Here is a 24891-nt window from a genome sequence, read left to right as displayed (position 1 = left end):
CCCGAATTCCATTGTGCGACCGCCGGACCTCCTTCCGGCTGCCGATCTCCTGACGGGGATCTCTTTTCGGCCAGCGCCGTGGCGTCGCCCCGCGAGGTGGGGTGATGCACATGGGCGGGGTCGACTCTCCCCTCGGATGCGCCGACAATGCTACAACGTTATATCTTCGGTCAACGATTTTATTCGTCGCTGCGCCGCAGAATGAATGCTGAAATGAGGCAGGCGATGAGCAGACTTGCCAGAAAGTGGCCTGAGAAGTAAATTTTCCGATGAAACGATATATCTGGGCTGCTGCATCATGGCGAACAAGCCGACCCTCGAAACCGTGGCCAGGGAGGCGGGGGTCTCGATCCCGACCGTGAGCCAGGTGATGCGCGGCACCGGGCGGATCTCGGACAAGACCCGCAAGAAGGTTCTCGAAGCCGCTAAGAAGCTCCACTACGTGCCAGATGCCCGCGCCGCGGCCATGCGCTCCGGCCAGAGCCGGGAGATCGGCTTCGTCATCAACCAGTTCGCCAACCCTTTCAACGCGGAGGTCGTCAGCGGGGCCGTCGATCTGCTGGAAGAGGAGGGGTATCTCGTGTCCATCCTCGACACCCGCGACGATGCCGAGCGTCAGGGCCGGCAACTGGAAGCCTTCATCCGGAACCGCCGTGGCGGGTTGCTCTGGGTGCCGGCGCTGGCGACGCCGGAGCGGACGCTCGATCTGCTCACCGCCCATGCCGTCCCGACCGTGACGTTCCTGCGCCCGGCGAGCCGGGAACTCGACCATGTCGGCATCCGCAACGCCGAGGCCACGGCCATCGCAACGGGCTACCTCGCCGATCTCGGGCACCGTCATATCGCCTACCTAGGGGGCACCGATATGACCTATGTCCGCCAGGAGCGGATCGCAGGCTACAAGCGGACGATGGAAGAACGTGGGCTCGGGCCGGTGATCGTCTGGCCCTCGGCAGACACGAAAAAGGCCGCGCGGGAGGCCATTTCGGAGCTGCTGCGCGCGCATCCCGCAATCACCGCGGTCGTTTGCAACGGCGACATGGTGGCGCTCGGCGCCTGTCTAGGACTGGCGCGCGAAGGGCTGCGGCCCGGGCACGAGGTATCGGTGATCGGTTTCGACGATATCGAGGATGCGGCCGTCGCCACGCCGGCGCTGACGACGATGGCGGTCTCGCCGAAGAAGCTCGGCCGTGTGCTGGCGCGAGTTCTGTTGCAGCGAATCAAGGATCCGACCACGCCACCGACCGTCTCGGAGATCTCGGCTGAACTGATCGTCCGGGACACCGTCGGCGCGCCGGTGGCGAAGCAGCCCGGCGGCTGAAACGGGCTCAGGCCCGGAAAGGATGCGCAGTCGCCCGCGCATCCCGAAGAGTGGGCGTCAGACCTCGGTGAGGATGTCTTCATAGGTCAGGCGGGACTTGGGCAGGGTGCCGTTGTAGTCGCCTTCCGGGTCGGAATAGCCGATGGGCACCACAAAGAGGCTCTGGTAACCCATTCCCTTCAAACCGAATTCCGCGTCGAGCACGTCGGTGTCGACACCCTCCATCGGGGTCGCGTCGATGCCGAGCGCCGCGACGCCGAGCAGAAACTGGCCGAGGTTGATGTAGACCTGACGCGCCATCCATTCGGCACCGTCGTCGAGTTGCTTCTGGTGGATGTCGACGAACATCGAGCGGCCCTTGTGCATCGCGGGCTTGAACTCATCGGGGTTGCCGGAAAACCGGCCGTCGGCCTCTTCCTGGGCCAGGACGCGCAGAAGGTAGTCCTCGTCGGCCTCGATACGGCTCGCGAAAACAACGACATGCGAGGCGTTGCGGATCGCGGGCAGGTTGAACGGGTATTTCTCCGCTGCCGACCGCGCGACCCGCTCCTTGCCCTCGGGCGTGGAGGCGATGACGAAGTGCCATGGCTGCAGGTTCGTAGAGGAGGGGGAGAAGCGCAGCAGTTCGCGCACCTGTTTCATGTCATCGTCGGAGATCCGGCGGTCCGGCGCATAGGCCTTGGCGGTATAGCGCTTGCGGGCGAAATCGGTGATGTGGATGGTCATCTGTCCTGTCTTCCTTGTGTCTTGCATTCCCGTCGGGGTCAGCCGATCCGGGTCACGCCGCTGAAGGTGAATTCGGAGATCGCGCCCTCCGTTGCTGCCATGCTGGCGGCGAGAGACGGCGCAGGTCCTCGGTGTCTTGATGCAGATCGTAGGTGACACAACGTGCCTCGGCGCGGGCGACGGGGATCAGCTTGAACAGGTCCGACTTCACGAACTCGATCTGGTCGGAACTGGCGTGGATCTGTGCGACGATGGTCAGGGTGGGCATCTGCGGCTCCTGATTGGTAGTGGAGCCGACATAACTTCCCTTCCGGCCGGGAAAAACGGGCGCGATCGGTAAAGACAATCCGGAAAACCGGTATAATGCTGCAGGAGCGGCATTTACGCCTATGGCCGAGAAGGGTAACCCGCGCCGCCGCCGTGCGGGCCAATCCCAATCCCGTGAGGTCGTCCCTGCAGACCGCCTGCGGCATTGCCAGGTGGCCGCTGCATCCGTAGGCTTTTATGAATGCTACGAGCCTCAACCATCCGCCCGGCTTACAGCCGCGCCGAACGCATCAGCGACGGTGTTGTCCATGTCGTTGGCATCGGTTTCGCGGTGATCGTGGTGCCGATCCTGATCGGTGCGACGGTCCTGCTGGAACTCGGCCGCTCGGCGATCGTCGGAGTCAGCATTTACGGCGCGGCGCTGATCGTCATGCTGACCTGCTCGGCTCTCTACAACATGATCGACAGCGCGCGCTGGACGGGGCTGCTTAGGCGGCTCGACCATACGGGAATTTACGTCAAGATCGCAGGCACCTACACACCGTTTCTCATGTTGTCCGGGAGCCAGCCGGTGGGGCTTATGGCCGGCCTCTGGGGCACGGCGACCTTCGGCTCTGCGCTCAAGTTTCTCGCGCCGGGGCGGTTTCGCTGGCTCTCGCTGGTGCTCTATCTCGGCATGGGCTGGGCGGCGGTTTTTGCAGGGCGTCCGATGCTGGAGGCGCTCCCGGGCCCGGTCGTGGCCCTGATGGCCGCGGGGGGCATCACTTATACGCTTGGCGTGGTCTTCCACCTGCGCGACCGGATGTTGTTCCACAACACGATCTGGCACGTCTTCGTTCTCACCGGCAGCATCCTTTTCTTCGCTGCGGTCGCCACACAGGTTTTCGCAAAGGCGGCGCTGGCTGCCTCCTGAGTGCGAATGCGGCGCCCGCGGATCCCGCAGGCGCCGGTTGTCGCGTCAGAGTCCGTGCGCCTCGAGGCTGCGCACTTCCTGCGCCTTGAACTGGCCGAAGCGGGGCAGGAACTTGTCCCATTCGACTGTATGCGCGTCGAATTCAGGCCCGTCGATACAGGCATGGCGACGGATTTGCTTGCCGTCCTCGATCACCGGCACCATGCAGGCGCCGCACATGCCGGTCGCATCGACCATGATCGAGTTGAGGCTGACCACCGTCGGCACGCTATAGGGCTGCGTCAGGTCGCTCACCGCGCGCATCATCATCGGTGGGCCGACCGAGATCACCTCGGCGATCTTGCGCCCGTTCGTGATTGAGCCGGCCTTGAGCATCTCCTCCAGAGGCGTGGTGACGAAGCCCTTGATCCCGAAGGTGCCGTCGTTGGACGTGTAGATCACGTCCAGCTTGTCACCGAACCGGGCCTTGAGCTGTCCCATCCGCTCTTCCTCGCCAGTCCAGAACAGGTGCCCGGCGGAGCGGAAACCGATGATCATGGTCACGTTGTTGCCGGCCAGCAGATGCGCCTTGGCGATCGGGTAGATCGCGGGCAGGCCAACGCCGCCGGCGGCAAAGACGACCGTCTCGTCGGGCCCGTAGCGGTGCACGGCGCTCGGCCGCCCCAGCGGGCCGGCGATCCCGGCAAAGGCATCGCCAACCGCCATGCGGTTCATCAGCCGGGTCGAGGTGCCCATCCCCTGGATCACCAGGTCGATGGTGCCCGCCTCGACGTCCCAGTCGGCCAACGTCAGCGGGATCAGCTCGCCGTCCTGGCTCGCCAGCACGCGGACGAACTGCCCGGCCTTCGCTGCCTTGGCGACGACCGGCGCACGCACCGTCATCTCGACGATCCCGTCTGCCAGATCCTCGTGCCGGACGATCCGCTGATCCTCCTGCCCGAGATCGGTGTAATGGGCGGCCTTGCCGACCATCTCCTTGATCTCGTCGGCCGAGAAGGGGATGTCGCCCACGATCTCGCGCGCGGCCGCCTGGCCGTCGCCGGCCGCGAGGATCGCGGTGGAACCGCCGCGCGCCGCGTCGCCGCCGGTGTAGACATCCTTGATCGAGGTCTCCTGGCTGCCGCCTTCGACCTCGATGGTGCCCCACTTGCTGAGTTTCAGGCCGGGCTCGGAGTCGGGGATGATCGGGTTGGACTTGTTTCCGAGCGCCATGATCACGAGGTCGGCGGGCATCTCGATGGTCTCGCCGGTTGGCACCGGGCGGCGACGGCCGGAGGCGTCGGGCTCGCCTAGCTCGTTGACGTCCACCAGGGCGTGGGTCACGAAATGGGTGTGGCTGTCGCCCACGAATTCGCGCGGGCCCCGCAACTCGGCGACCTCGATCCCTTCTTCCAAAGCGTGGTGAAGCTCCTCCACCCGCGCCGGCATCTCGGCCTTGGTGCGCCGATAGACGATGGTGACCTTGCCGCCGAGGCGCTTCGCGGTGCGCGCGGCGTCCATCGCTGTGTTGCCACCGCCGACGATTAGCACGTTCTTGCCCTCGACGTCCGGCAGCGGCGTCTCGAAGGACGGATCGCGCCCGCGCATCAGGTTGACGCGGGTCAGGAACTCGTTGGCCGACATCACGCCGAGCAGGTGTTCGCCCGGCACGTTCATGAAGGTCGGAAGGCCGGCGCCGGAGCCCACGAAGATCTTCCAGAACCCGGCGGCCTTGAGGTCGTCGAGCGTGGCCGACTTGCCGACCACAAAGTTCCTCACGAAGCGCCCACCTAGCGCGTCGATCTTGGCCACCACGTCGTCGATCAGCGAGTTGGGCAGACGGAATTCGGGGATGCCGTAGCGCAGCACGCCGCCCAACTCGTGGAACGCCTCGAAAACGGTGACCGGGAATCCCTCGGCTGCCAGCAGGTAGGCGTTGATCAGGCCCGAAGGACCAGAGCCCACGACGGCGATCGGCGGCTTTGCGGCGACGGCCCAGGGGCTGACGTGGCCCGCGAGCCGCTTCAGCCGGTCCGGGTCCGCCAGTTTTTCATGCTCGGGCAGATACCACTCGATCTGGCCGATCTCGATGGGCCGCTTGGTGTGCTTGCAGACGCCTTGGCATTGATGTTCCTGCGGGCAGACGCGGCCGGTGACGTTGGGCAGCGGGTTGCAGCTCTCGATCAGTTCCAGCGCCTGCCGGATCTTGCCGTTGCCGATCAGGTCCAGCATCTCGGGGATGTGAATCTTGACCGGGCAGCCGCCGAGCGTTTTCGCCTCTTTCTCGCGGATCTTCTCCTTGAGCACGCCCAGTTCGCAGGGCCGGTCCTCGCATTGCTTGTCGCGCAGAGCTTCCAGCCAGACGATCAGGTCCACCTCGCGCAGGCTGTAGCCGAGGCTGCGATATCCGAGGTAGCCTTGGTTGACGAGGTCGAAATCGTGGCTGCGCTCTTCGGGTGCACGCACGTAGGGCGGGATGTAGCTCTCCGCCGGCCAGCCCTCCGAGAGCCCCTTGAACATCGGGTAGCGCCCGGAAAGGTGGGTATCGAGCGCCTTGATGAACCGCCGCTTGTACTTGAGCGGCAGGTCCCAGATGAACCGCTGCAGCAGCGTGCTCATCTGGTCGCCGCGCAGCAGCAGGTTCCAAAGGACGCCGATGAACTTCTCGCCGATTTCCTCCTGGCGGAACTCCCAGGCGATGGCCTGGGTGCCGTCGGCGATGAAGACGTTGCGCAGCGAGCGCGGGTCGGCGGCGAGGTGCTTCTTGAGGACTTCGAGCTGCTGCTGGAACAGCTCGTCGCCCGGTTCGATGATGGGCGCGTTCATCGGATGATCTCCGAGTCGCAATTGGCCGCGACCTTGGCGATCCGTGCCCGAAGCTGGTCGGTCATCTCGACCTTCTCGAGCGCGCCGGGGATGGTGTGCGCCACCTCCTTTGCCTGCCCGTCGACAACGATCTTGATCTTCGCGAAGAGCTCGGGGATCTCCTGGTAGCAGGTCTTGCAGTCCGAGCAGAGCGGCACGTCCTCTTCGTGGATATGCGGGATCTCCGATCCACCAGACGCCGCCGGTGGGGCGGCCGCCGGGGCGGCAGCGCCCGCGACAGGCGCCAGCGCGCCGCCTGCACCAATCGCGGCGGGCGCGCCGGAAGCGGCGGCAAGCTCGCTCATGCCGCGCGCGATGCTGTCCATCGTCTCTTCCTGCGCCGCAACGGCTTGCTCGTAGCGCTGTTGCAGAACGGCGATCTCGGAATGGTGGTCGGCGTCGAGCCGTTCCACGTCGAGCCCGGCAAGGTGCTGCAGGGTCCGCCAGTTGCGGCGCCGCTCCTCGACGAGGTGCACGACCGTCGTGCCCACTTCCAGCCGCACCAGCCGCTTCCGGGCGTCGGTGGCGTAGACGAAGGGCAGCTTGCCCTCGCGCCTGGCGGGTGCGAGGTCGATGAACTCCTCGACCGGCACCGCATCGGCACCTTCCGGCAGCGGGCGGAACTGCTTCTTGAAACGGGTTTCCTCGAAGGCGAAGTTGGCCGGGGTGAGCGGCACGTCCATCAGCTTGAGCGCACCGTCCTCCACGTATTCCAGCGTCGTCATCGCCCAGTCGCGATCCATCGCCGGGTTGCCGTCGAGCGAGAACCGTTCCTCGAGCGAGGCGCCGGCATCGGGGTCGTGGACGAAGACCGGGCTGACCCGGGCCTCGACCGCGAGGCGCGCCCGCTGGCTGGCCGCGGAGTCGGCGATGCCGTGTTCGGCCTGGCAGGGGGCGTAGATGTCGAGCACCGCCGGCGAGGAGCTGTGCTCCAGGTAGGCGATCAGGTTCTTCAGGAAGTGGCCGGGCATCGAGGTCGTGCTCTGCACCACGAAGACGCCGGGGTGGAAGGCGGCGATCAGGCCGAGTTCCTTGCGGTCCTCCTGCTTGCCGGCCAGCGCCGGGCCGAAGCGGCTCAGGTCGCTGTCCTGCCCGGAGAGGCTGGCGGTGGAGGTCTGGCCACCGGTGTTGGAATAGACGCCCGAGTTGAGCACCATCACCTTGACCGGCGTGTTCGATGCCAGCAGCCGCGACAGCGCGCCGAAGCCGATGTCATAGGCCGCGCCATCGCCCGAGATGTTGAGCACCGTGGGCAGGATCGCCCGTTCCTCCGGGCTGAAGTCGCTCCAGCCGAAGTTGCGGAAATAGGCGTCGTCGGTCGCCGGGTCGTAGGCGTCGGCCAGTTCCAGCTTGGCGATGCGCAGCGCCTTGAAATCGACCGCCGCGGTCGCCGTCAGCCCCTCGAAAATCCCCTTGCTGAGCGCGGGCCCGTCCTGGAACAGGCTGTTCACCCAGGGATCGTTGTAGGGGTTGTAGGGGAAGGTCGAGGCATAGACCGAGCTGCAGCCGGTGGCGTTGGCCACCACCATCGCGGCCGGCCCGTTGCCGGTCGGCCCGCCCTCCATCAGGAACAGCCGCTTTTCGAGCACGTCGATCACGGAGCCGATGCGGGCGCTGCGGGCGGCATCCTCTGCCACCTCGTCCAGCTTGGCGCGCAGCGCGTCGATCAGCTGTTCGAGTTCACGTGTATGACCCTTGCGGCGGCGGTCATGCAGCGCGTGACCGGCCGAGACGACCTGCCGGATCGCGGTCACCTCGCCACAACCGCGGCAGGCGCCGTGGCCGCCGGTGGTCGAATAGTAGGTGTCGCGGTCGAGCATGATGCGCTTGATGTCGCCTTCGGGCTCGAAGGCGGAGTCGAAGAAGCGCGACGGCGTGTTCGGCGTCTTGGACAGGAACTCGAACTCGGACTGCAGCTTTTCGAGAAGCGGCTGGTCTTGTTCGGCCTTGGTCAGCGCGCCGGGGCCGCAGACCTCGATGCATTCGAGGCAGCCGGAGCATTTCCACGGGTCCACGACCACGGTGAAAAGCCCGCCGGAGCCGGCGCGTTCCTTCTCCATCGCGTCGAAGAAAGGCCGGGTGCGGGAGACGGGCAGGGCGGAAGCCGCCTGTGCCAGTTTCTCCAGGTTGTTGCGGACGACAGGGCTCTCCACGTCGAACGATTGCACGGCCTCGGCCACCAGAATCCCGAAGGCCTTGGTCTCCTTGCTCTCGGCATAGGCCGCGCGGACGGCGGCGCCGATGCCGGGCAGCAGGCCACGCAGGATCTCGCGCTGGCCGGAGGGTACGTCGATCTCCTTGAGCGCGGTGCCCAGCATGTCGCCGATGTCGATCACCGTGGCCGGGATCGCGGCGTCCGGGCAGACCATGGAGCATTCGAGACAGCCGGTGCAGAGGCTGGCGTCGAACACTGGCACCTCGCGGCGGAACATGCCCTTGTCGCGCGCGGCGGCGGTGCCGGACGGCATGAACATGCCGGTCCCCGGCAGCACCGGCGCCTCGCCGATGGTGCCTTCGCGGAAGGGCCGCGCGACCGTTTCCTCGAAATACGCGTGGTCGAAGAGGCCGGTCGGCGAGGCGTCCTGCTGGATGCGGCACATCGAGGCCGAGATCGCCGGCGCGAAGGCCGGCTCGGCGTCTGCCGACTCGGTCACCGCGGCGAATTCGGGCGCGGTGTAGTCGAGCGCCACCGTCGCCTCCAGCCCGTCTCGTATCACCGCCATGTTGCCATCGACGATGGCCTGGCCCTTGGCGCCGAACTTCTTGGCGATCTGGCTGCGGATCTTGTCCAGCACGGCCTCGCGGTCGGCGCCCTGAGTGATGCGTTCCACGTTGCCGCAGACCGCACCGATGAAAGCGATGCCCATCATGCGCGTCTCGAGCTCGGCCGAGGGGGCGTGCTTGCGGGCGATGGCAAAACCGTCCAGCACGAAGAAACGGATCTTGCGGCGGACAATGTAGGCGCGCATCGCGGCCGGAAGGTCCTTCCAGACCTCAAGCGGCGAGAGGCTCGACTGCAGAATGAAGGTGCCGCCCTCGATCAGCCCGCGCAGCGGGTTGGAGTGCTGGAACACCCGGTGGTCGGGCGAAACCACGACCTCGACATCCTCGAGATCGGCATTGGTGATCTTCACCGGCTCGGGGCTGAGGGTGATGTAGTAGTTGGTCGGTGCGCCGGACTTCTCGGAGCCGTACTTGGGCGCCGCCTTGGAATGCAGCCTGAGCGCATTGGCCAGGATGTCGGTCAGCAGCTTGCCGGTGGCGATGGTGCCGTAGCCGCCGACGGAGTGGAAGCGGATGCGCAGCGCGCCCTCGGGCAGGAGCTGCGGGTTGGGCTTGGTCTCCAGCGCCATCAGCTCGGTTTCGGGATAGGCCGCGCGCAGCCTGTCCTGCAGCTCGGCGAGCTGCGGGCTCGGGTCCTTGGCGAAGAACTGGCTGCCTAGATAGACGAAGGGCGCGTTGGCCTCGTCCATGTTGTCGAAGGCCGCGATCAGGTGGCGCGGCTGCAGGTCGTGCGCGCCGAGCCCGAAGATTGCCGTGGTCAGCCGCGGCAGCTTGCTGAGTGCCGGGATGCCCGGGTAGCGCTCGCCATCGGCATTCTCGACCGCCTTGATCAGCGCCTGGTTTGCGAGGCTCGTCAGCGCGGTGACGTCGGAGCGTTCCAGCACCGTGACCGCCTTCTTGCCGGCAAGGGCCGCCACCAGCTCGGCCTCGGGGAAAGGCTGGAGCATCTTGATAGAGATAACGCCGACCTTGCGGCCCTGGCGGCGCAGGTGGGCGGCGACCGCCTCGGCGTCGTCGGTGACGGAGCCGAGGCCGACGAGGACGGTCTCCGCGTCGTCGCACTCATAGGTCATGACGGGGGCGTAGTCGCGCCCGGTCAGGGCCGAGTATTCCTCCATCGCCTCGCGGACGAAACGCGGCACCTCGCGCACGAAGTGGGTGCGGTGGTCGACCGCGCCGGCCTGGAAGTCCGGCTGGTTCTGCACGCCGCCGGTAAGGCCGGGGTTGTGCACGTCCACCTGGGCCGGGACCCGCTGCCGGGTGCCCTTGGCATGAGCGTTGACCCATTGCCGCCGCCACTGGGCGTGCAGTTCCTGCGGCAGTCGGTCGAGCGTCTGGGCGACCATCTCGCCGGAGCCATCGCCCTCCACGGCGTCGGCATTGGCGTCGAGAAAGTCGATAAGCGCTGCGTAGTCGGCCTGCTCCATGTCGCTGCTGTGGCGGCCGAGGTAACGCTTGAGGTGGAAGACGCGGCCCTTGGCGCCATAGAGCATTTCCTGTGCCACGGTCGGGCAGGGGATACGGTCGGTCGGATCGCCGAGGAACCGCTCCAGCAGCGCGTCCTCGGGCATCATCACCTCGCTCATCATGTGGCTGGTGACAAAACCGTCCATCGCGTTGGCGACAGGGATCATCGACATCGCGCTGACCTTGTAGGAGATCGCGGCGAGGTCGGCGGCCTCCTGCGGGTTGGAGCCGAACAGGATCGTGTAGCCGGAGGGCAGCAGCGCATAAACGTCGTCATGGCCGGCCATCACGTTGAGCGAATGGCGCGAGACCGAGCGCGCGGCGACCTGGAGCACGAACCCGCCGACCTTCTTGCCGACGGTCACGTAATGCGACTCGATCCCGTAGAGGATGCCCTGGCTCGAGGAGGCGTTGGAGATGTACTGCCCGCCGGTAAGCGCCGCGCCGAGCGCGCCCGATTGCGCCGAATGCTCGCCTTCGGGCTCGAAGAAGAACGGGTGCCGCCCCCAGATGTTCATCCCGCCACCGGCGCGGAACGCCTCGTAAAGCTCGGCTATCTCAGTCGAAGGGGTGATCGGATATCCGATCACCCCTCCACAAACCTGGCCCATTACCTGGGCGATTGCGCCGTTGCCATGAATGACTGTCGATACGCCCGGAAACTCCGGCGGGGTCTGTGCGGTGTCTTTCATTTCTTCCACCAAATGTGAGCTGGTGGTCATGTAATCGATTTCATGGCCACCAATAATGCAGCTAAAGCGCACATGTGGCATGTCGCCACGAAGGCGGGGCGCAGTGTCGCACCATCGATCCTACGGGCCGAGACCCTTGTCAGCAAGGAATTTGGAGGTGGATGGTTTCGGGTCTGCCACTGTTGGCGCGACCCGATTGTCGTGGTAGGCCCGGCAGGACTTGAACCCGCAACCAAAGCGTTATGAGCGCTCTGCTCTAACCAATTGAGCTACAGGCCCACGCGACGACTGCCTAGCATGTTGGAAATCCGGGTCAAGCCATATGATGCGTCCGGCACGGGCGGCATGGACTCGGACGGCCGCGCTTGCTAACCCGCGCCAGGATTGGCCAATCGGGAAAGGGCATGCCGGTGAGTGCAGGCAAGAACGGACTGACCTATGCTGCGGCGGGCGTCGATATCGACGCTGGCAACGCGCTTGTCGAGCGGATCAAGCCGGCGGCGAAGTCGACCGACCGAGCGGGTGTGATGGCCGGGCTGGGCGGCTTCGGCGGGCTCTTCGACCTGCGGGCGGCCGGCTATGACGATCCTGTCCTCGTGGCGGCCACCGATGGCGTCGGCACCAAGCTGCGGATCGCGATCGACACTGGCGTCGTCGAAGGAGTCGGTATCGACCTCGTGGCGATGTGCGTCAACGATCTGGTCTGCCAGGGCGCCGAGCCGCTGTTCTTCCTCGACTACTTCGCCTGCGGGGCGCTCGACGTGGAGCGCGCGGCGCAGGTCGTCGAGGGAATCGCCGATGGCTGCCGCCAGGCCGGCTGCGCGCTGATCGGCGGCGAGACGGCCGAGATGCCGGGCATGTACGAGGCGAAGGATTTCGACCTCGCGGGCTTCGCGGTGGGCGCAATGGAACGCGGCGCGGCGCTGCCGGCGGATGTGGGCGAGGGCGACGTGCTGCTCGGCCTGGCCTCGGACGGCGTGCATTCCAACGGCTATTCGCTGGTGCGCAAGGTGGTCGAGCTGCAGGGGCTCGGCTGGAACGATCAGGCGCCCTTCGCCGAGGGCCCGCTCGGCGCGGCTCTTTTGGCGCCGACCCGGATCTACGTCAAGTCTGCGCTCGCCGCGATCCGCGCTGGCGGTGTGCACGGTCTGGCCCACATCACCGGCGGCGGGCTGACCGAGAACCTGCCGCGGGTGCTGCCCGAGGGGCTGGGCGCCGAGATCGACCTTGGTGCCTGGAAGCTGCCGCCGGTCTTTGCCTGGCTGAGCCAGGCGGGCGGGCTGGCAACGCCGGAACTGCTCAAGACCTTCAACGCCGGCATCGGGATGGTCGTGGTCGTCGAGGCGGAGCGCGCCGAGGCGCTTGCGTCGCTGCTGGAGGGGCAGGGCGAGCGGGTCCACCGGCTCGGCAGCGTCGTCTCGGGCGAGGGTGTGAGCTACCGCGGGACGCTGGCGTGAAGCGTGTCGCCATCCTGATCTCGGGCGGCGGCTCCAACATGCTGGCGCTGCTCGACAGCATGGCGGAGGCCGGCCACCCGGCCACGCCCTGCCTCGTGGCGTCGAACGACCCCGAGGCGCCGGGTTTGGCGCGCGCGGCGGCGCGCGGCGTCGCCACGGGCGCGGTCGATCACCGCCCCTTCGGCAAGGACCGCGCTGCTTTCGAGGCGGAACTGCAGGCGCTGATCGCAGCCCACGACGCGGACATGATCTGCCTTGCGGGCTTCATGCGGGTGCTGACCGCCGGTTTCGTCACCCCGTGGTCGGGCCGGATGATCAACATCCACCCCTCGCTGCTGCCGAAATACCGCGGCCTGCACACCCATGCCCGCGTGCTGGAAGCCGGCGATGCCGAGCATGGCTGCACGGTGCACGAGGTCACGCCCGAGCTCGACGACGGCCCGATCCTCGGTCAGGCGAGGGTGCCGGTGAAGCCCGGCGACACGCCCGAGATCCTCGCCGCTCGGGTGCTCGAGATGGAACACAAGCTCTATCCGACGGTTCTGCGGCGTTTCGCAGCGGGAGACCGGCGGCCTGTCTGGCTGCCCTGAGGGCGCTTTTCTTCCGCGGTTATAGCGGCTAAGAGGGCTTGAGCGGATCAAGAAGCGCCTTTCCGGGCCCGAAACAACAAGTACCGTCTGAATGCGAACACTCACTACGACCGAAGAGCTTGCTGCCTTTTGCGAGGCGGCTCGGAGCGGGCCATACGTTACCCTGGACACCGAGTTCCTGCGGGAGCGCACCTATTATTCCAAACTCTGCCTTGTGCAGATGGCCTTGCCGAACGATGGCGAGGCGGTGCTGGTCGATCCGATCGCCGGGGGCGACGCGCTGTCGCTCGAACCGCTCTACGACCTCTTCCGTGACACCTCGGTGGTAAAGGTGTTCCACGCCGCGCGGCAGGATCTCGAGATCTTCTTCCACGAGGGCAACGTCTTTCCCGAGCCGCTGTTCGACACCCAGGTCGCCGCGATGGTCTGCGGGTTCGGCGAGCAGGTGGGCTACGAGACGCTCGTCCGCCGCATCGCGCGGGCCAGCGTCGACAAGTCGTCACGCTTCACCGACTGGTCTCGCCGTCCGCTGTCGGAAGCGCAACAATCCTATGCCCTGGCCGACGTCACGCACCTGCGGGTGATCTACGAACATCTCGCCCGCGATCTGGAGCGCTCCGGCCGCCAGCGTTGGGTCGAGGAGGAACTTGCGGTCCTGACCGATCCGGCGACCTACCTGATTGAACCCCGCGAAGCCTGGAAGCGGCTCAAGACACGCACGAATTCCGGCCGTTTCCTCGCCATCGCGCGCGAGCTGGCCGCCTTTCGGGAATCCTATGCGCAGCAACGCAACATTCCCCGCAACCGGGTCTTCAAGGACGACGCCCTGTTGGAACTTGCCTCGACCAAGCCGCGGACGCCCGAGGATCTCGGCCGCTCGCGGCTGCTGACCCGCGAGGGACGCAAGGGCCCGATTGCCGACGGCATTCTGGCCGCCATCGCCGCCGGGTTGGAGACGCCGCAGGCCGATCAGCCGGTGGCGGACACCAGCCGCGAGAAGCTGCAGGTCAACCCGGCCCTGGCCGACCTGCTGCGGGTTCTGCTGAAGGCGAAATCCGAAGAGACGGGCGTGGCGCAGAAGCTGATCGCCACTGCTTCAGAGCTGGATGCGATTGCTGCCGGACAGCGCGACGGCGCGGCTCTCAAGGGCTGGCGTCACGAGGTGTTCGGCGCCGATGCGCTGCGGCTCTGCAATGGCGCCATCGCCCTGGCCGCCCGTGGCCAGGCGGTTGCGATCATCGACGTCTGATATCCTGGTCCGAGGCACCCTCTGCATCCCCGGTGGGGCAGAGGCTGTCGGTCTTTCTCAGCGGCTGGAACTACGTGCGTTGGCCTGCCCGACGACAGTGATCTGCCGCACATTGCGCAGCGTCTGATCGGTGAGGAACAGCGCGGTCGTTACCTCCCGCGAGCGCGCAGCGCCAACAGGCTTTGGCGTCGGCGGCGCCACGATCCGGAATTCGAGCCGGATTTCTCCGTCCTTGGAGGCGACGGCGCCGGTCACCGTCTCGTAGGCGGAGACCAGATCGGCCTTCCAATAGCCTTGTGTGGGCGGCAGGCCGGTTGCGGTCACGATTGCGCCGCCCGGGGTCTGCTCGACCGACATCGACACCACCTGCTCAACCAGCGGACGAAGATCTGCGTTCTGGTCGTAGCCGTCCTCGGGCTCAAGCGTTGGCGCCGACCGGCTGCCTCCGAACCAGCCCCAGTTCCCCGGATTCAGGCGGGATTGGCAACCGGTAAGGACCAGCGCGGCGATTACGCCGGCAACAATCTGCGCTTTCATGATCGGTCCTCGCCGTGCCTGCTCATCTGGCATTCCGATTACCGAAAAGCGAGAGAGATGAAAAGCCTGCGTCGCGGTGTCCCCGCCACTGGACCCTGCGGCGCTGTCAGCCTAGGTTCTGGCGCGAGACAAAGGAGCACGCCATGGCCCGCGACGCCTTCGAGGACATCGTCGAGACGTTCGAATTCCTGGATGACTGGGAAGACCGGTATCGCCATGTGATAGACATGGGCAAGGCGATGGACCCGCTGGAGGACAGTTTCAGGGTGCCGGCCACCAAGGTCGAGGGCTGCGCCAGCCAGGTCTGGCTGGTGCCGGAGATCGAAGGCGAGGGGCCGGGCGCGGTGTTCCGGTTCCGCGGCGACAGCGATGCGATGATCGTGCGCGGCCTGATCGCGATCCTCGTCAGCCTCTATTCCGGCCTCAGCGTGGCCGAGGTGACGAAGGTGGACGCGCCGGCCGAGCTCAAGCGCCTCGGGCTGGACGAGCACCTGTCCTCGCAACGCTCCAACGGTCTGCGCGCGATGATCGAGCGCATCCGCCTGTTGGCGGAAAAGGCCGCGGCCTGACTTGCTGCCGCGTTACTCCTGCCGCGCCAGTTCGCAGTCGTAGCTGGTGCCGTCCGGGTCTGGCTCCCGATACGTAGCGGCTTCGCCCTTGATCCAGATCTCCCGCCCGAAACTCCCGGCATAACGTGCGCCCGAGCCGGTGCGCTCCAACGTCCCGGTGTCGATGGAATCGCTGCGCTCAAAGCGCAGGCTGGGCAGTTCGGTGTCGAAAAACATGGTGACGACCTCGTTGGCCGGGTTGCCGCCGCAGGTCCAGAAGGCGGTGGAACGGGGCGGCTCCAGCATCCATTGCGTCACCAGCTCGGCTTCGCGCCGCAGGTATGAGGCCTCGACGCAGGCCCGCACATCCCCGTCCGATGCCTTCCAGCACTCGTCGCGTCCGCCGATCCAGCCGCGCTGGTAGGCCTTGAGATCCGCCTCCGCTTCAGCCGCCCCGGCACCGAGCCCGCGCGCCGCCTCCAGCGCCGCCGCGTAGCGCTCCGCCACCCGGCGGTCGAGCGCGGCCAGCGCGGAATCGCTGCAGACCAGTTCCTCCGCGGAGGTCTCGGCCTTGCTGCAATCGAAGGACGGCCCTTCCTGCGCCAGCGTGCCCGAGGCGGCAAGGGCGAGGAGGGGGATGGATGTCGCAAGGCTTCGGTGCATGGGATGGGTCTCCATGTGGCATGGTTTCGTGCTCTGACCTAGCACGGCGGACAGCTTGCTCAAACAGGGAGTGGCGCTTCTAAAGGGTCGCGCCGGACACCGCGCCGATGGCGGTTTCGAGATCGCCATAGCCGGTGAACCGACGCTCATAGGCAAGACCCAGCCGCGCGGCGCAGTCCTGTGCCTTGGCGGTCAGGCCTGGGTCCTCCGTCTGGGCCTGATGGACCAGCCGGGTGTAATGGGCGAAGTAGGTGTCGCGCAGTTCCGGGTAGCGGTCGAGGCCAAGCGGGCGCCAAACGAAGGCGTCGAACTGACGGACGAGGAAATCGGTCAGGTAGAAGGTCGTCATCTCGTCTGCGGACGTCTCCGCGAAGCGCGCGTTGCCCTCGTAGAAGCTGTAGCAATGCGGCCCGGCGATCATCTCCACCCCGTGCCGGTCGCAGACGTCCTGCAGCAGCCCGCCGGTGCCGCAATCGGCATAGGCGACGAAGATCGTGCCGTAGTCGTTCCGGTGCTTGCGGATCGCCTGCTCCACGGCGGGCGCGATCCGTTCCGGATGGTTGTGCAGGATCGCCGGCAGGCAGGTCAGCTCGAGATGGTCCCACCCATTGGCGTCCTTGAGCGCAAGGATCTCGCGGGCGATGGCGCCGCAGCCGATCACGAGCAGCCGCGCACCGCCGGCCGGATTGCCGGCTGCCATGCCCTCGTGCGTCAGGGTGGTGTCGTCAGGCGTGCTCATCGGAGGCTGTCGTCCCGCCGCTGCCGGAGCCAGAGCGCCAGGCGCAGCGCCAGAGCGACGATGACTGCGATCCCGAGCATGGTGGGTGCCTGGCCCGCGCCCGCAAAGAGCAGGGCGACCGTCAGGGCGGCGGCCAGCAGGACAAGCGCGATCAGGGTAAAGAAGTGTCTCGGGGGCATGGTCGTCTCCTTGCTCCCGAGATAAGAGCCCGTGGGCCGATTTTCAGCCCGCGGCCATCTGATTGTGCTTGCGCGCGATGAAATCCTTGGCCGTTTCCACCGCAACAGCGGCATCGCGGCAATAGGCATCGGCGCCGATGGCGCGGCCGAATTCCTCGTTCAGCGGCGCGCCGCCCACCAGCACTATGTAATCGTCGCGAATGCCCTGCGCCACCATCGCGTCGATCACCACCTTCATGTAGGGCATCGTCGTGGTCAGCAGCGCCGACATGCCGACAATGTCGGCCTCTTCGCGCGCGGCGGCCTCGAGATAGGCCTCCACCGGGTTGTTGATCCCGAGGTCCACCACCTCGAAGCCGGCGCCCTCCATCATCATCGAGACGAGGTTCTTGCCGATGTCGTGGATGTCGCCCTTGACCGTTCCAATCACCATCTTGCCCATCCGCGGCGCCCCGGTCTCAACCAGCAGTGGCTTGAGGATCGCCATGCCGGCTTTCATCGCGTTGGCCGCCAGCAGCACCTCGGGCACGAACAGGATGCCGTCCCGGAAATCGTTGCCGACGATTGTCATGCCGGAGACCAGTGCCTTTGTGAGCACGTCATAAGGCGACCAGCCGCGTTCCAGAAGGATGTTGACGCCTTCCTCGATCTCTTCCCGCAGGCCGTCGTAGAGGTCGTCGTGCATCTGAAGCACGAGATCCTCGGTTTCCAGCTCGGACAGGATGATCTCGTCGTCTTCCTCGTCGGACATGTCGGCACTCCAGGCAGGGGCGGCGGGAAGGCCGCGGGGGCTGATCCCTAGAATTCTACGCAACTTGGCCCTCGCACGCGACCGATTGCGACATGCGCACTGTCGCTACCGACCTGAGCACAGGTAAGCAGGGTGGCCCCCTTGTCTGATGTTCACTTTATGTTCTAGATTTGCCTCATGCCCGCCGATGACGCCGCAAATCTCCCGCAACGCCGCCTTGCCGGCCGCGCCGCCCGCTCGAACCGCCCCGGCCGGTTCGAACGCCACGGACGCGACCGGGTAGAGGATGGCTGGATCGGGGATCTTGAGGCGCTGCCGCCGCTGCGCACGGAAGTCGCGGTAGAGCACCCGAAATCGGTGCTGAGCCGGAACAGCTCGCCCGACATCGGCTTCGACCGCTCGGTCAATCCCTATCGCGGTTGCGAACACGGCTGCATCTATTGCTTCGCCCGGCCGACCCACGCCTTTCTCGGCCTGTCCCCCGGCCTCGATTTCGAATCCCGGCTCATCGCCAAGCCCGCCGCGCCGGAGATCCTGCGGCGGCAGATATCGCGCCCGCGCTACCGACCCGCGCCGATCGCCTTCGGAACCAACACGGACCCCTATCAGCCGATCGAGCGGGAGCGTCGCATCACGCGGGGCTGCCTGGAGGTGCTGAGCGCCTTTCGCCATCCTGTGACGGTGACGACCAAGGGCACGCTGGTCGAGCGCGATGCCGATCTGCTAGGCGAGATGGGGCAGGCGGGGTTGGCGCGGGTGGCTCTGTCGATCACCACGCTCGATCCCACGCTCGCCCGGTCAATGGAGCCGAGGGTGCCGTCCCCCGCGCACAGGCTCCGCACCATCGAGGCGCTGGTGCGCGCGGGCTGCCCGGTGTCCGTCTCGGTGTCGCCGATCGTCCCGGGGCTCACCGATCACGAGATCGAGGCGATCCTGGCCGCGGCGCGGGATGCGGGCGCAAGCCATGCCAGCATGATCCTGCTACGCCTGCCGCTGGAGGTGTCGGAGCTGTTCCGCGAGTGGCTGGCGGAGGCGCGCCCCGATCGGGCAGCGCGGGTCATGGCGCGGGTGCGCGAGACCCACGGGGGTGAGGATTACCGGTCGGACTGGGGCACGCGGATGACCGGACAGGGAACCTATGCCGCTCTGCTACAGCAGCGGTTCCGTCTGGCCGCCCGGCGCCTCGGTCTGGAAGGGCCGGCCCCCGACTTGCGGACAGACCTGTTCCATGTCCCGCCGCAGCCGGGCGACCAGCTCAACCTGTTCTGAAATTGGCGACCAGCGGCGATCAGCTCCGGCGGCGGCGCCGGGTCCGGGGCTCGACGGTCTCGCCGGTTCCGTCGCTGGCCGAGGAAAACCCACCGAGCTCGGCCGCGATCTGCTCCAGCGTCGGGCGCGGGCCGGGCGGCGTGTTTTCCAGCGCCGCGCGCATCGCCTTCAGGTGCTCCGGCGTCGTGCCACAGCAACCGCCGATGATCCTTGCCCCGGCATCGCGGGCCAGCACCGCATAGCGGGCCATCAGCTCCGGCGTGCCGTCGTAGTGGATGTGCCCGTCGACGTATTTCGGGATGCCGGCGTTGCCCTTGGCAACCACCGGGATCTCCGGCGCCATGGCGGTAAAGCCCAGCACCGTGCGCATCAGGTCCGACGCACCCACCCCGCAGTTCGCGCCGAAGGCGAGCGGTGGATGGTCCAGCCGGCCCACCAGGGTCACCATGTCGGCCGAAGTCACACCCATCATGGTCCGGCCGGCCGTGTCGAAACTCATCGTGCCGACCCATGGCATGCCCGCGAGCTTCGCGGCTTCCGCTGCGGCGCGGTATTCCTCCGGCGCCGAGATCGTCTCCACCCAGAGCACGTCGGCGCCGCCCTCCTTCAGCCCCTCGGCCTGTTCGTGGAACATCTGCACGGCGCGGTCGTGGGTCAGCGGCCCCATCGGCGCCATGATCTCGCCGGTTGGCCCCATGGACCCCGCCACCACCACCGTCCGCCCTGCGGCATCGGCCACGTCGCGGCCAAGCTCGGCGCCCAGACGGTTGAGTTCCCGGACCCGGCCTTGCGCCTCGTGCAGCTTGAGCCGCGCGGCGGTGCCGCCGAAGGTGTTTGTCAGGAAAATATCGCTGCCGGCTTCGACCGCGCCGCGATAGAGCGTGCGGATCCGGTCCGGATGATCGGCGTTCCAAAGCTCCGGCGCATCGCCCGACTGAAGGCCCATGTTGAACAGCGTCGTGCCGGTGGCGCCGTCGGCCATCAGCCAGTCGCGGGAAGCAAGCAGTCGGGAAAGGGCGTCAGTCATGGCGGAAGGTCCGTTCGCTTAGCGGCCGCCCGTGGCGACCCGGTGTCGCGCTCTTCTCACGATCCGGCCCGTGAGGCAAATCCGATTGCCGAAGACCGCTGCCGCCCGAGCACGCCCCGACGGGAGCGTGCCGGCATTCGCGGGATTCGAGGCACTCAGAGCATGGACTTGAGTTGGCCGGCACGCGCTTTTTCGCGCCCCGCAGCCAGAAATTCGGCCATCCGCTCGCGAATTCTGTTCTCCGGTCGCAGATCGCCGAGATCCTGCTTCAGTTTTGCGACCACATCTTCATGCCCGGCTGTCTGCAGGTCGACGGCAATGATGTCCTTGGCATAGCGCACCGCCTCCTCGGCGCTCATGCCCATCAACGCAGCGGCCCAGAAACCTATCTGCTTGTTGCGATACGCCTGGGCCAGAAACTCCAGCTCGGCATCATGCACGAACTTCGCCTCGTAGGCATGTTCCCGTTCGTCGAATGTGGTCATGGTGATTTGGCCTCCCGTCCGAAATCTTCTTTCGATTCCAATGTATGTAAAGGATGCGATCTTGCCTAGTGCGACCCGCCGCCCTAGGCGCCGCGGCCGAACAATTCCGCCAGCCGCGCGGCCGCGGAATGCTTGACCGACAGCGGGCGGTTGCCTGCCGCAATCATCTGCCGGGCTTCCTCCAGAGCGGCGTCGACATCGCCTGCCACCAGCCTGGCGGTCAGCGCATTCAGCCAGCCGATCTGCTGTTCCGGCGGCAGCGCGGCCTCGACCGCCTCGACGAGAAGCTGGGTGACCTCTTCCTCCCAGGTCGGGGCCTGGTTTGGCCTGGCCTGGGCGGGTTCGGGCTGTGGGGGCGGTGGCGCGGGGCGAGGCGGCGCGGCTTCCGGGGGCTCCGGAGCGTGGACCGGGCCTCCCGTCATCAGCGCCTTGCGCTTCGCGGCCAGGACGGCCTCGGCCGAGGACAGCGGCAACCCGCCGGGGGCGTCCGACAGCTCCAGCGTCAGGGCTCCCGCCTCCGGCTCGTCGAACAGGCTCTCCGGATCGATACCGAGCGCCTCGAGAATCGCCGCCTGACGCACCGGAGTCATAACTTCGGAAGCCGGCGTTCCCGGAGGTGGCAGGCTGTCGGTCTCCAGGGGATGCGGCATCCCGGAATCCGTGCCGATCCAGTCGGCCTCGGGCGCCGTGCCGTCGTCGCTGCGCGATACGGCCTGACGGGTGGTCCGACCGTCCTGATAGACGTGAAAGGCGAAATGGGCGCCGGGGTGGCGGCCGCCGGAATAGCGGAAGTAGAAAACCTCGTCGCCGCGCATCGCATCGCTCAGTGCGAGACACATCGGAGAGATCTCCCCGTCGGCCTCTCGGAACTCGATCAGGGTCAGTCCTCCGGCGCCGATCGGCGCGGTCAGGCGCACCGGACTCCGGGCGGAGCCGAATCCCATGTCGGTCAGCATCAGTCGCGTCAGTGGCCCCGGGCCCAGCGTGCCATCCGGCTGTATCATCAGGGGCTTGCCGCGTGGCTTGCGCTCGGGGCGCGAGGTTTGGCCGCGCCTGCGGCCGAGCAGCTTCGAGAGGAACCCAACCCGGGACCCCGCCGCGGCGGCCCGGTCTCCCGTCTCGCCGGCGCGGATGTGGCCGAGCGCGGCTGCAATCTCCGCCGGGGACCGAGCGGATACGGCAAAGTCGATGAGGGCGAAATCCTCGGTCATGGTCACCTGTCTCCCTGCGGCCTTGCGGCCGAGAACCCGCGTCGCTGGCGATCCCTGCGCCTCCGCAGGGTCATGCACGACGTCCTGTGGTGTCAACCGGCCAACGGCCCTGCGTCAAGTGCCTAAAGAGGCGGATGCTTGCGGCAAGGTCAGGCTTGACGTATAGGGCATTTCGAAACCGGCTCCGGGAAGTTCCCAGAGGGGCCGTTGAAAGGATTCCATGGCACGCCGCAAGAAGATTTATGAAGGGAAGGCCAAGATTCTCTACGAAGGACCGGAGCCGGGAACGCTGGTTCAGTACTTCAAGGATGACGCCACTGCCTTCAACGCCGAAAAGAAGGACGTGATCGAGGGCAAGGGGGTTCTGAACAATCGCCTGTCCGAGTATTTCATGACCGGCCTGAACAACATCGGGGTGCCCACGCACTTCATCAAGCGCATCAACATGCGCGAGCAACTCGTTCGTGCGGTTGAGATTATCCCGCTCGAAGTCGTGGTTCGCAACGTCGCCGCCGGATCGATTTCGAAGCGCCTTGGCATCGACGAGGGCACGCCGCTGCCGCGCCCGATCGTCGAGTTCTATTACAAGGACGACGCGCTCGGCGACCCGATGGTCACCGAGGAGCACATCATTGCCTTCGGCTGGGCCGCGCAGCAGGACCTCGACGATATCGTGGCGCTGGCGCTGCGTGTGAACGATTTCCTCTCCGGAATCATGATGGGCGTCGGCATCAAGCTGATCGACTTCAAGATCGAGATCGGGCGGATCTGGGACGGCGATTACATGCGTCTGGTGGTCGCCGACGAGATCAGCCCGGACAGCTGCCGGCTGTGGGACGTCCAGACGGGCCAGAAACTCGACAAGGACGTGTTCCGCCGCGATCTGGGCAACCTTGCGGACGCCTACACCGAGGTCGCCCGTCGTCTTGGCGTGCTGCCGCAGAACGGTGCGCCTCTTGGGAAGCCGACCCTGATCAACTGAAAGCCGACGCTGGTCAGATGATCGGGCGGTTCCGCGCCGCATTCACGGCCGGGTTCCGAAAAGGGGCCCGGCCGTTCGCATGAAGGGGGGGCTGACAGATCGCATTTGGCGAGGATGCTTGACACCGTCCGGCCCGCGCGCGAAGGGAGCGGGAACAGTTGAAAAGGGGAAGCCGATGCGCGCGAAAGTGACCGTCATGCTCAAGAACGGGGTTCTGGATCCGCAGGGCGAGGCCGTGAAATCGGCGCTCGGAGCGCTTGGTTTCGCGGGTGTGGATGCCGTGCGTCAGGGCAAGGTGATCGAGCTGGATCTGGCCGAGACCGATGCCGCCGCGGCCGAGGCGACCGTCCGCGACATGTGCGAGAAGCTCCTCGCCAACACGGTGATTGAGAGCTACGGCGTCGAAATCCTCTGACCGCCAGGCTCGGCGGGCTTCGAGTTCTGTTGCCGGGACAATGCTTGTCTTTTCGTAAGAATGTTCCCTCTGGGCTGGGCCGTAGCGGGTGCCTGTGGCGGGCGCCCCATCCGGATTCCAAAATCTTCTCCCTCTTGAAAATTTCCTGTTCCCATGCCGCGGAATACCGCTAACGTTTTGGCACGCGATGAAGCACGGCGGCACGACCGTGCAGCTGGCAATGAGGAGCCGAGCAGGACGATGAATTCCGGACAACTTTCGACAGCAATAGTCTCGCTGGCGCTCCTTGCGCTGGCGTCTGGCGGGGCGGCCGAAGCGGCTGTCGTCAATCCCGGCGGGTTCACGCCCGATGCCGTGGAGGATTTCGAAGGAACGGCTGGTGGAAGAGCTGTCCTGAATACGATTTTCGGCGGCGACGTCGCTGTAACGCCGAGCTCTGATGAACTGTGGTCCGTCGATGCCGGGAGTTGGACGGATTTCCGCGGCTTCTCCGCGATCGTTCCGAATTCCGGCACCAAGTTCGGCACCATCGCCGGCTTCGGCGGGTTCGAGCTCGATTTCACCGGGATCGGCGGGATCCTCGGGTTTGGCGGCTGGGCGTCCGCTGCCGGTTCGGGCAACGACGTTCTCGAGTTCTTCGACCTGAGCGGCAACTCGATCGGCACGTTCACCGAGACCGGGGGCTTCGGCCCGGGAAACGGGACGATGGTGCAGTTCAGCTTCCTGTCGAGCGTCACAATCGGCTCGATCCTGCTCAGCGGACCTGAAACCGCCTTCGACGACCTGAGCTACCTCGTGGCCTCCCAAGTGCCGCTGCCGGGCTCGCTGTCCTTGCTGGGCGGCGCGCTGCTCGGGGCGGGCTGGATGGCGCGCAGGCGCCGCGCGGCCTGAACAGACCCGGGATCGATCCGGCAAGAGCCCGCGCGGCAGGTCCGCCCGGGCTTGACGCCTGCGAAGGGTGCTTTATTGCCCTGATCGCGGGCAGCGCACACCGGCATCCGGGCGCGTCCCCGCGTCGAGCAGGACAGGAGATCCCCATGCGCGCAGCCGTCGTCACCTTCCCCGGTTCCAACTGCGACCGCGATCTCGCGGTGGCGTTCGAAGCGGCTGGCTTCGAGGTTCATCGCGTCTGGCACAAGGATACCGCTCTGCCCGAGCGGCTGGACGTGATCGGCCTTCCCGGTGGTTTCTCCTTTGGCGACTACCTGCGCTGCGGCGCGATTGCCGCCAACGCACCGATCTGCCGGGAGGTGAAAGCCTTCGCCGAGAAGGGTGGGCATGTGCTTGGAATCTGCAACGGCTTCCAGATCCTGCTGGAAACCGGCCTGCTGCCCGGCGCACTGATGCGAAACGCCAGCCTGCATTTCGTCTGCAAGCCCGTGGGGCTGCGAGTGGAAATGGCAGACTCCGCCTATACCTCGAAGTACACCGCCGGTGCCGAGATCACGATCCCGATCGCGCATCACGACGGCAACTACCAGGCCGATGCCGAGACGCTGGCGCGGCTCGACGGCGAAGGGCAGGTGGCCTTCCGCTATCTCGACAACCCCAACGGATCCGCTGCCGACATCGCGGGCGTGCTCTCGCCCAACCGTCGGGTGCTCGGCATGATGCCGCATCCGGAGCGCGCGGTGGACCCGCTGCACGGTGGTACCGACGGGGCTGCGCTCTTCGCCGGGCTGAGCGAGGCGCTGGTCGCCGCCTGACGGCAATGAGACCGGCCATTCGTATTTCCCCGGCGGCGCTGCCCCTGCGTCACGCGCCTCTTGGGTTTG

23 protein-coding genes and 1 tRNA gene are annotated in these 24891 nt (G+C 66.5%); 11 read left to right on the top strand and 13 right to left on the bottom strand.

The annotated features are described in order from the left end of the window. Nucleotides 1-298: 298 nt before the first annotated feature. Entirely contained in the window at nt 299-1321 is a 1023-nt protein-coding gene (locus tag ACFQ2S_RS17300; RefSeq protein WP_386076360.1) for a LacI family DNA-binding transcriptional regulator, read from the top strand. 57 nt (nt 1322-1378) lie between these two features. On the opposite strand, the gene nfsB is transcribed toward ACFQ2S_RS17300, so the two are convergent. Further along, nucleotides 1379-2047, bottom strand: coding sequence for an oxygen-insensitive NAD(P)H nitroreductase (gene nfsB / locus ACFQ2S_RS17295; protein ID WP_386076358.1), 669 nt, complete (start codon nt 2045-2047; stop codon nt 1379-1381). A 52-nt stretch (nt 2048-2099) separates the two neighbouring features. Then, a complete protein-coding gene (locus ACFQ2S_RS17290; RefSeq protein WP_386076356.1) occupies nt 2100-2315 on the bottom strand; it encodes a putative quinol monooxygenase in 216 nt (71 codons plus the stop codon). Nucleotides 2316-2555: 240 nt separating this feature from the next. On the opposite strand from ACFQ2S_RS17290, the gene trhA reads away from it, so the two are divergent. After that, nucleotides 2556-3227: a PAQR family membrane homeostasis protein TrhA gene (gene trhA / locus ACFQ2S_RS17285; RefSeq protein WP_386076354.1), complete on the top strand. Its 672-nt coding sequence runs from the start codon at nt 2556-2558 to the stop codon at nt 3225-3227. A gap of 45 nt (nt 3228-3272) precedes the next feature. Here the strand turns inward: trhA and ACFQ2S_RS17280 are convergent, their stop codons facing one another. From ACFQ2S_RS17280 to ACFQ2S_RS17270, 3 genes are all read right to left on the bottom strand, one after another. After that, on the bottom strand, nt 3273-6032 hold the full coding sequence (locus ACFQ2S_RS17280; RefSeq protein WP_386076352.1) for a sulfide/dihydroorotate dehydrogenase-like FAD/NAD-binding protein: 2760 nt from the start codon (nt 6030-6032) through the stop codon (nt 3273-3275). Then, on the bottom strand, nt 6029-11014 hold the full coding sequence (locus ACFQ2S_RS17275) for a 2-oxoacid:acceptor oxidoreductase family protein (RefSeq protein ID WP_386076350.1): 4986 nt from the start codon (nt 11012-11014) through the stop codon (nt 6029-6031). Before ACFQ2S_RS17275 ends, ACFQ2S_RS17280 begins: the two co-directional genes overlap by 4 nt. A gap of 202 nt (nt 11015-11216) precedes the next feature. Continuing rightward, nucleotides 11217-11293 (bottom strand) — tRNA-Ile (locus ACFQ2S_RS17270). A gap of 131 nt (nt 11294-11424) precedes the next feature. On the opposite strand from ACFQ2S_RS17270, the gene purM reads away from it, so the two are divergent. The 3 genes from purM to rnd all read left to right on the top strand — a co-directional run bounded on the left by purM (nt 11425) and on the right by rnd (nt 14310). Continuing rightward, the gene (purM, locus tag ACFQ2S_RS17265) at nt 11425-12471 is read left to right on the top strand and encodes a phosphoribosylformylglycinamidine cyclo-ligase (protein WP_386076489.1); all 1047 of its coding nucleotides are present in this window, start codon (nt 11425-11427) and stop codon (nt 12469-12471) included. Further along, nucleotides 12468-13061, top strand: a complete 594-nt coding sequence (gene purN / locus ACFQ2S_RS17260; RefSeq protein ID WP_386076348.1) for a phosphoribosylglycinamide formyltransferase — start codon at nt 12468-12470, stop codon at nt 13059-13061. Before purM ends, purN begins: the two co-directional genes overlap by 4 nt. Before the next feature lie 91 nt (nt 13062-13152). Next, nucleotides 13153-14310, top strand: a complete 1158-nt coding sequence (gene rnd / locus ACFQ2S_RS17255) for a ribonuclease D (protein WP_386076346.1) — start codon at nt 13153-13155, stop codon at nt 14308-14310. 57 nt (nt 14311-14367) lie between these two features. Here rnd and ACFQ2S_RS17250 read toward each other — a convergent pair whose 3' ends face one another. Beyond that, on the bottom strand, nt 14368-14847 hold the full coding sequence (locus ACFQ2S_RS17250; RefSeq protein ID WP_386076345.1) for a hypothetical protein: 480 nt from the start codon (nt 14845-14847) through the stop codon (nt 14368-14370). 143 nt (nt 14848-14990) lie between these two features. On the opposite strand from ACFQ2S_RS17250, the gene ACFQ2S_RS17245 reads away from it, so the two are divergent. Continuing rightward, entirely contained in the window at nt 14991-15416 is a 426-nt protein-coding gene (locus ACFQ2S_RS17245) for a SufE family protein (RefSeq protein ID WP_386076344.1), read from the top strand. 12 nt (nt 15417-15428) lie between these two features. Here the strand turns inward: ACFQ2S_RS17245 and ACFQ2S_RS17240 are convergent, their stop codons facing one another. The 4 genes from ACFQ2S_RS17240 to ACFQ2S_RS17225 form a co-directional block, all read right to left on the bottom strand. After that, complete coding sequence (locus tag ACFQ2S_RS17240) at nt 15429-16058, bottom strand: lysozyme inhibitor LprI family protein (protein ID WP_386076343.1); 630 nt, start codon at nt 16056-16058, stop codon at nt 15429-15431. A 79-nt stretch (nt 16059-16137) separates the two neighbouring features. Next, nucleotides 16138-16797 (bottom strand): DUF1638 domain-containing protein, encoded by a 660-nt coding sequence (locus ACFQ2S_RS17235; RefSeq protein ID WP_386076342.1) that lies wholly within the window; start codon nt 16795-16797, stop codon nt 16138-16140. Next, nucleotides 16794-16976, bottom strand: a complete 183-nt coding sequence (locus tag ACFQ2S_RS17230) for a hypothetical protein (protein ID WP_386076340.1) — start codon at nt 16974-16976, stop codon at nt 16794-16796. Before ACFQ2S_RS17230 ends, ACFQ2S_RS17235 begins: the two co-directional genes overlap by 4 nt. 43 nt (nt 16977-17019) lie before the next feature. Next, nucleotides 17020-17727 (bottom strand): corrinoid protein, encoded by a 708-nt coding sequence (locus tag ACFQ2S_RS17225; protein WP_386076338.1) that lies wholly within the window; start codon nt 17725-17727, stop codon nt 17020-17022. A 177-nt stretch (nt 17728-17904) separates the two neighbouring features. Between ACFQ2S_RS17225 and ACFQ2S_RS17220 the strand changes: the two genes are divergently transcribed. Further along, complete coding sequence (locus ACFQ2S_RS17220) at nt 17905-18996, top strand: PA0069 family radical SAM protein (RefSeq protein ID WP_386076336.1); 1092 nt, start codon at nt 17905-17907, stop codon at nt 18994-18996. A gap of 19 nt (nt 18997-19015) precedes the next feature. Here the strand turns inward: ACFQ2S_RS17220 and bmt are convergent, their stop codons facing one another. The 3 genes from bmt to ACFQ2S_RS17205 all read right to left on the bottom strand — a co-directional run bounded on the left by bmt (nt 19016) and on the right by ACFQ2S_RS17205 (nt 21719). Continuing rightward, complete coding sequence (bmt, locus tag ACFQ2S_RS17215; RefSeq protein WP_386076335.1) at nt 19016-20023, bottom strand: betaine--homocysteine S-methyltransferase; 1008 nt, start codon at nt 20021-20023, stop codon at nt 19016-19018. Nucleotides 20024-20178: 155 nt separating this feature from the next. Further along, on the bottom strand, nt 20179-20508 hold the full coding sequence (locus ACFQ2S_RS17210; protein WP_386076333.1) for a DUF1476 domain-containing protein: 330 nt from the start codon (nt 20506-20508) through the stop codon (nt 20179-20181). Between the two features lie 83 nt (nt 20509-20591). Beyond that, nucleotides 20592-21719, bottom strand: coding sequence for a hypothetical protein (locus ACFQ2S_RS17205; protein ID WP_386076331.1), 1128 nt, complete (start codon nt 21717-21719; stop codon nt 20592-20594). A gap of 220 nt (nt 21720-21939) precedes the next feature. On the opposite strand from ACFQ2S_RS17205, the gene purC reads away from it, so the two are divergent. The 4 genes from purC (at nt 21940) to purQ (ending at nt 24822) form a co-directional block, all read left to right on the top strand. Continuing rightward, nucleotides 21940-22701, top strand: coding sequence for a phosphoribosylaminoimidazolesuccinocarboxamide synthase (gene purC, locus ACFQ2S_RS17200; protein WP_089234082.1), 762 nt, complete (start codon nt 21940-21942; stop codon nt 22699-22701). 175 nt (nt 22702-22876) lie between these two features. Further along, nucleotides 22877-23116, top strand: a complete 240-nt coding sequence (purS, locus tag ACFQ2S_RS17195; protein ID WP_386076330.1) for a phosphoribosylformylglycinamidine synthase subunit PurS — start codon at nt 22877-22879, stop codon at nt 23114-23116. A 240-nt stretch (nt 23117-23356) separates the two neighbouring features. After that, nucleotides 23357-24007: a hypothetical protein gene (locus tag ACFQ2S_RS17190; RefSeq protein WP_386076328.1), complete on the top strand. Its 651-nt coding sequence runs from the start codon at nt 23357-23359 to the stop codon at nt 24005-24007. A 146-nt stretch (nt 24008-24153) separates the two neighbouring features. Then, on the top strand, nt 24154-24822 hold the full coding sequence (gene purQ / locus ACFQ2S_RS17185) for a phosphoribosylformylglycinamidine synthase subunit PurQ (protein WP_386076326.1): 669 nt from the start codon (nt 24154-24156) through the stop codon (nt 24820-24822). Nucleotides 24823-24891: the final 69 nt, after the last annotated feature.

This window comes from Tropicimonas aquimaris (genome assembly GCF_042676185.1).
Taxonomy (GTDB): Bacteria; Pseudomonadota; Alphaproteobacteria; order Rhodobacterales; family Rhodobacteraceae; genus Tropicimonas; species Tropicimonas aquimaris.
Note: the sequence above shows the minus strand (reverse complement) of the source record. Positions and strands in the feature narration are given on the sequence as shown.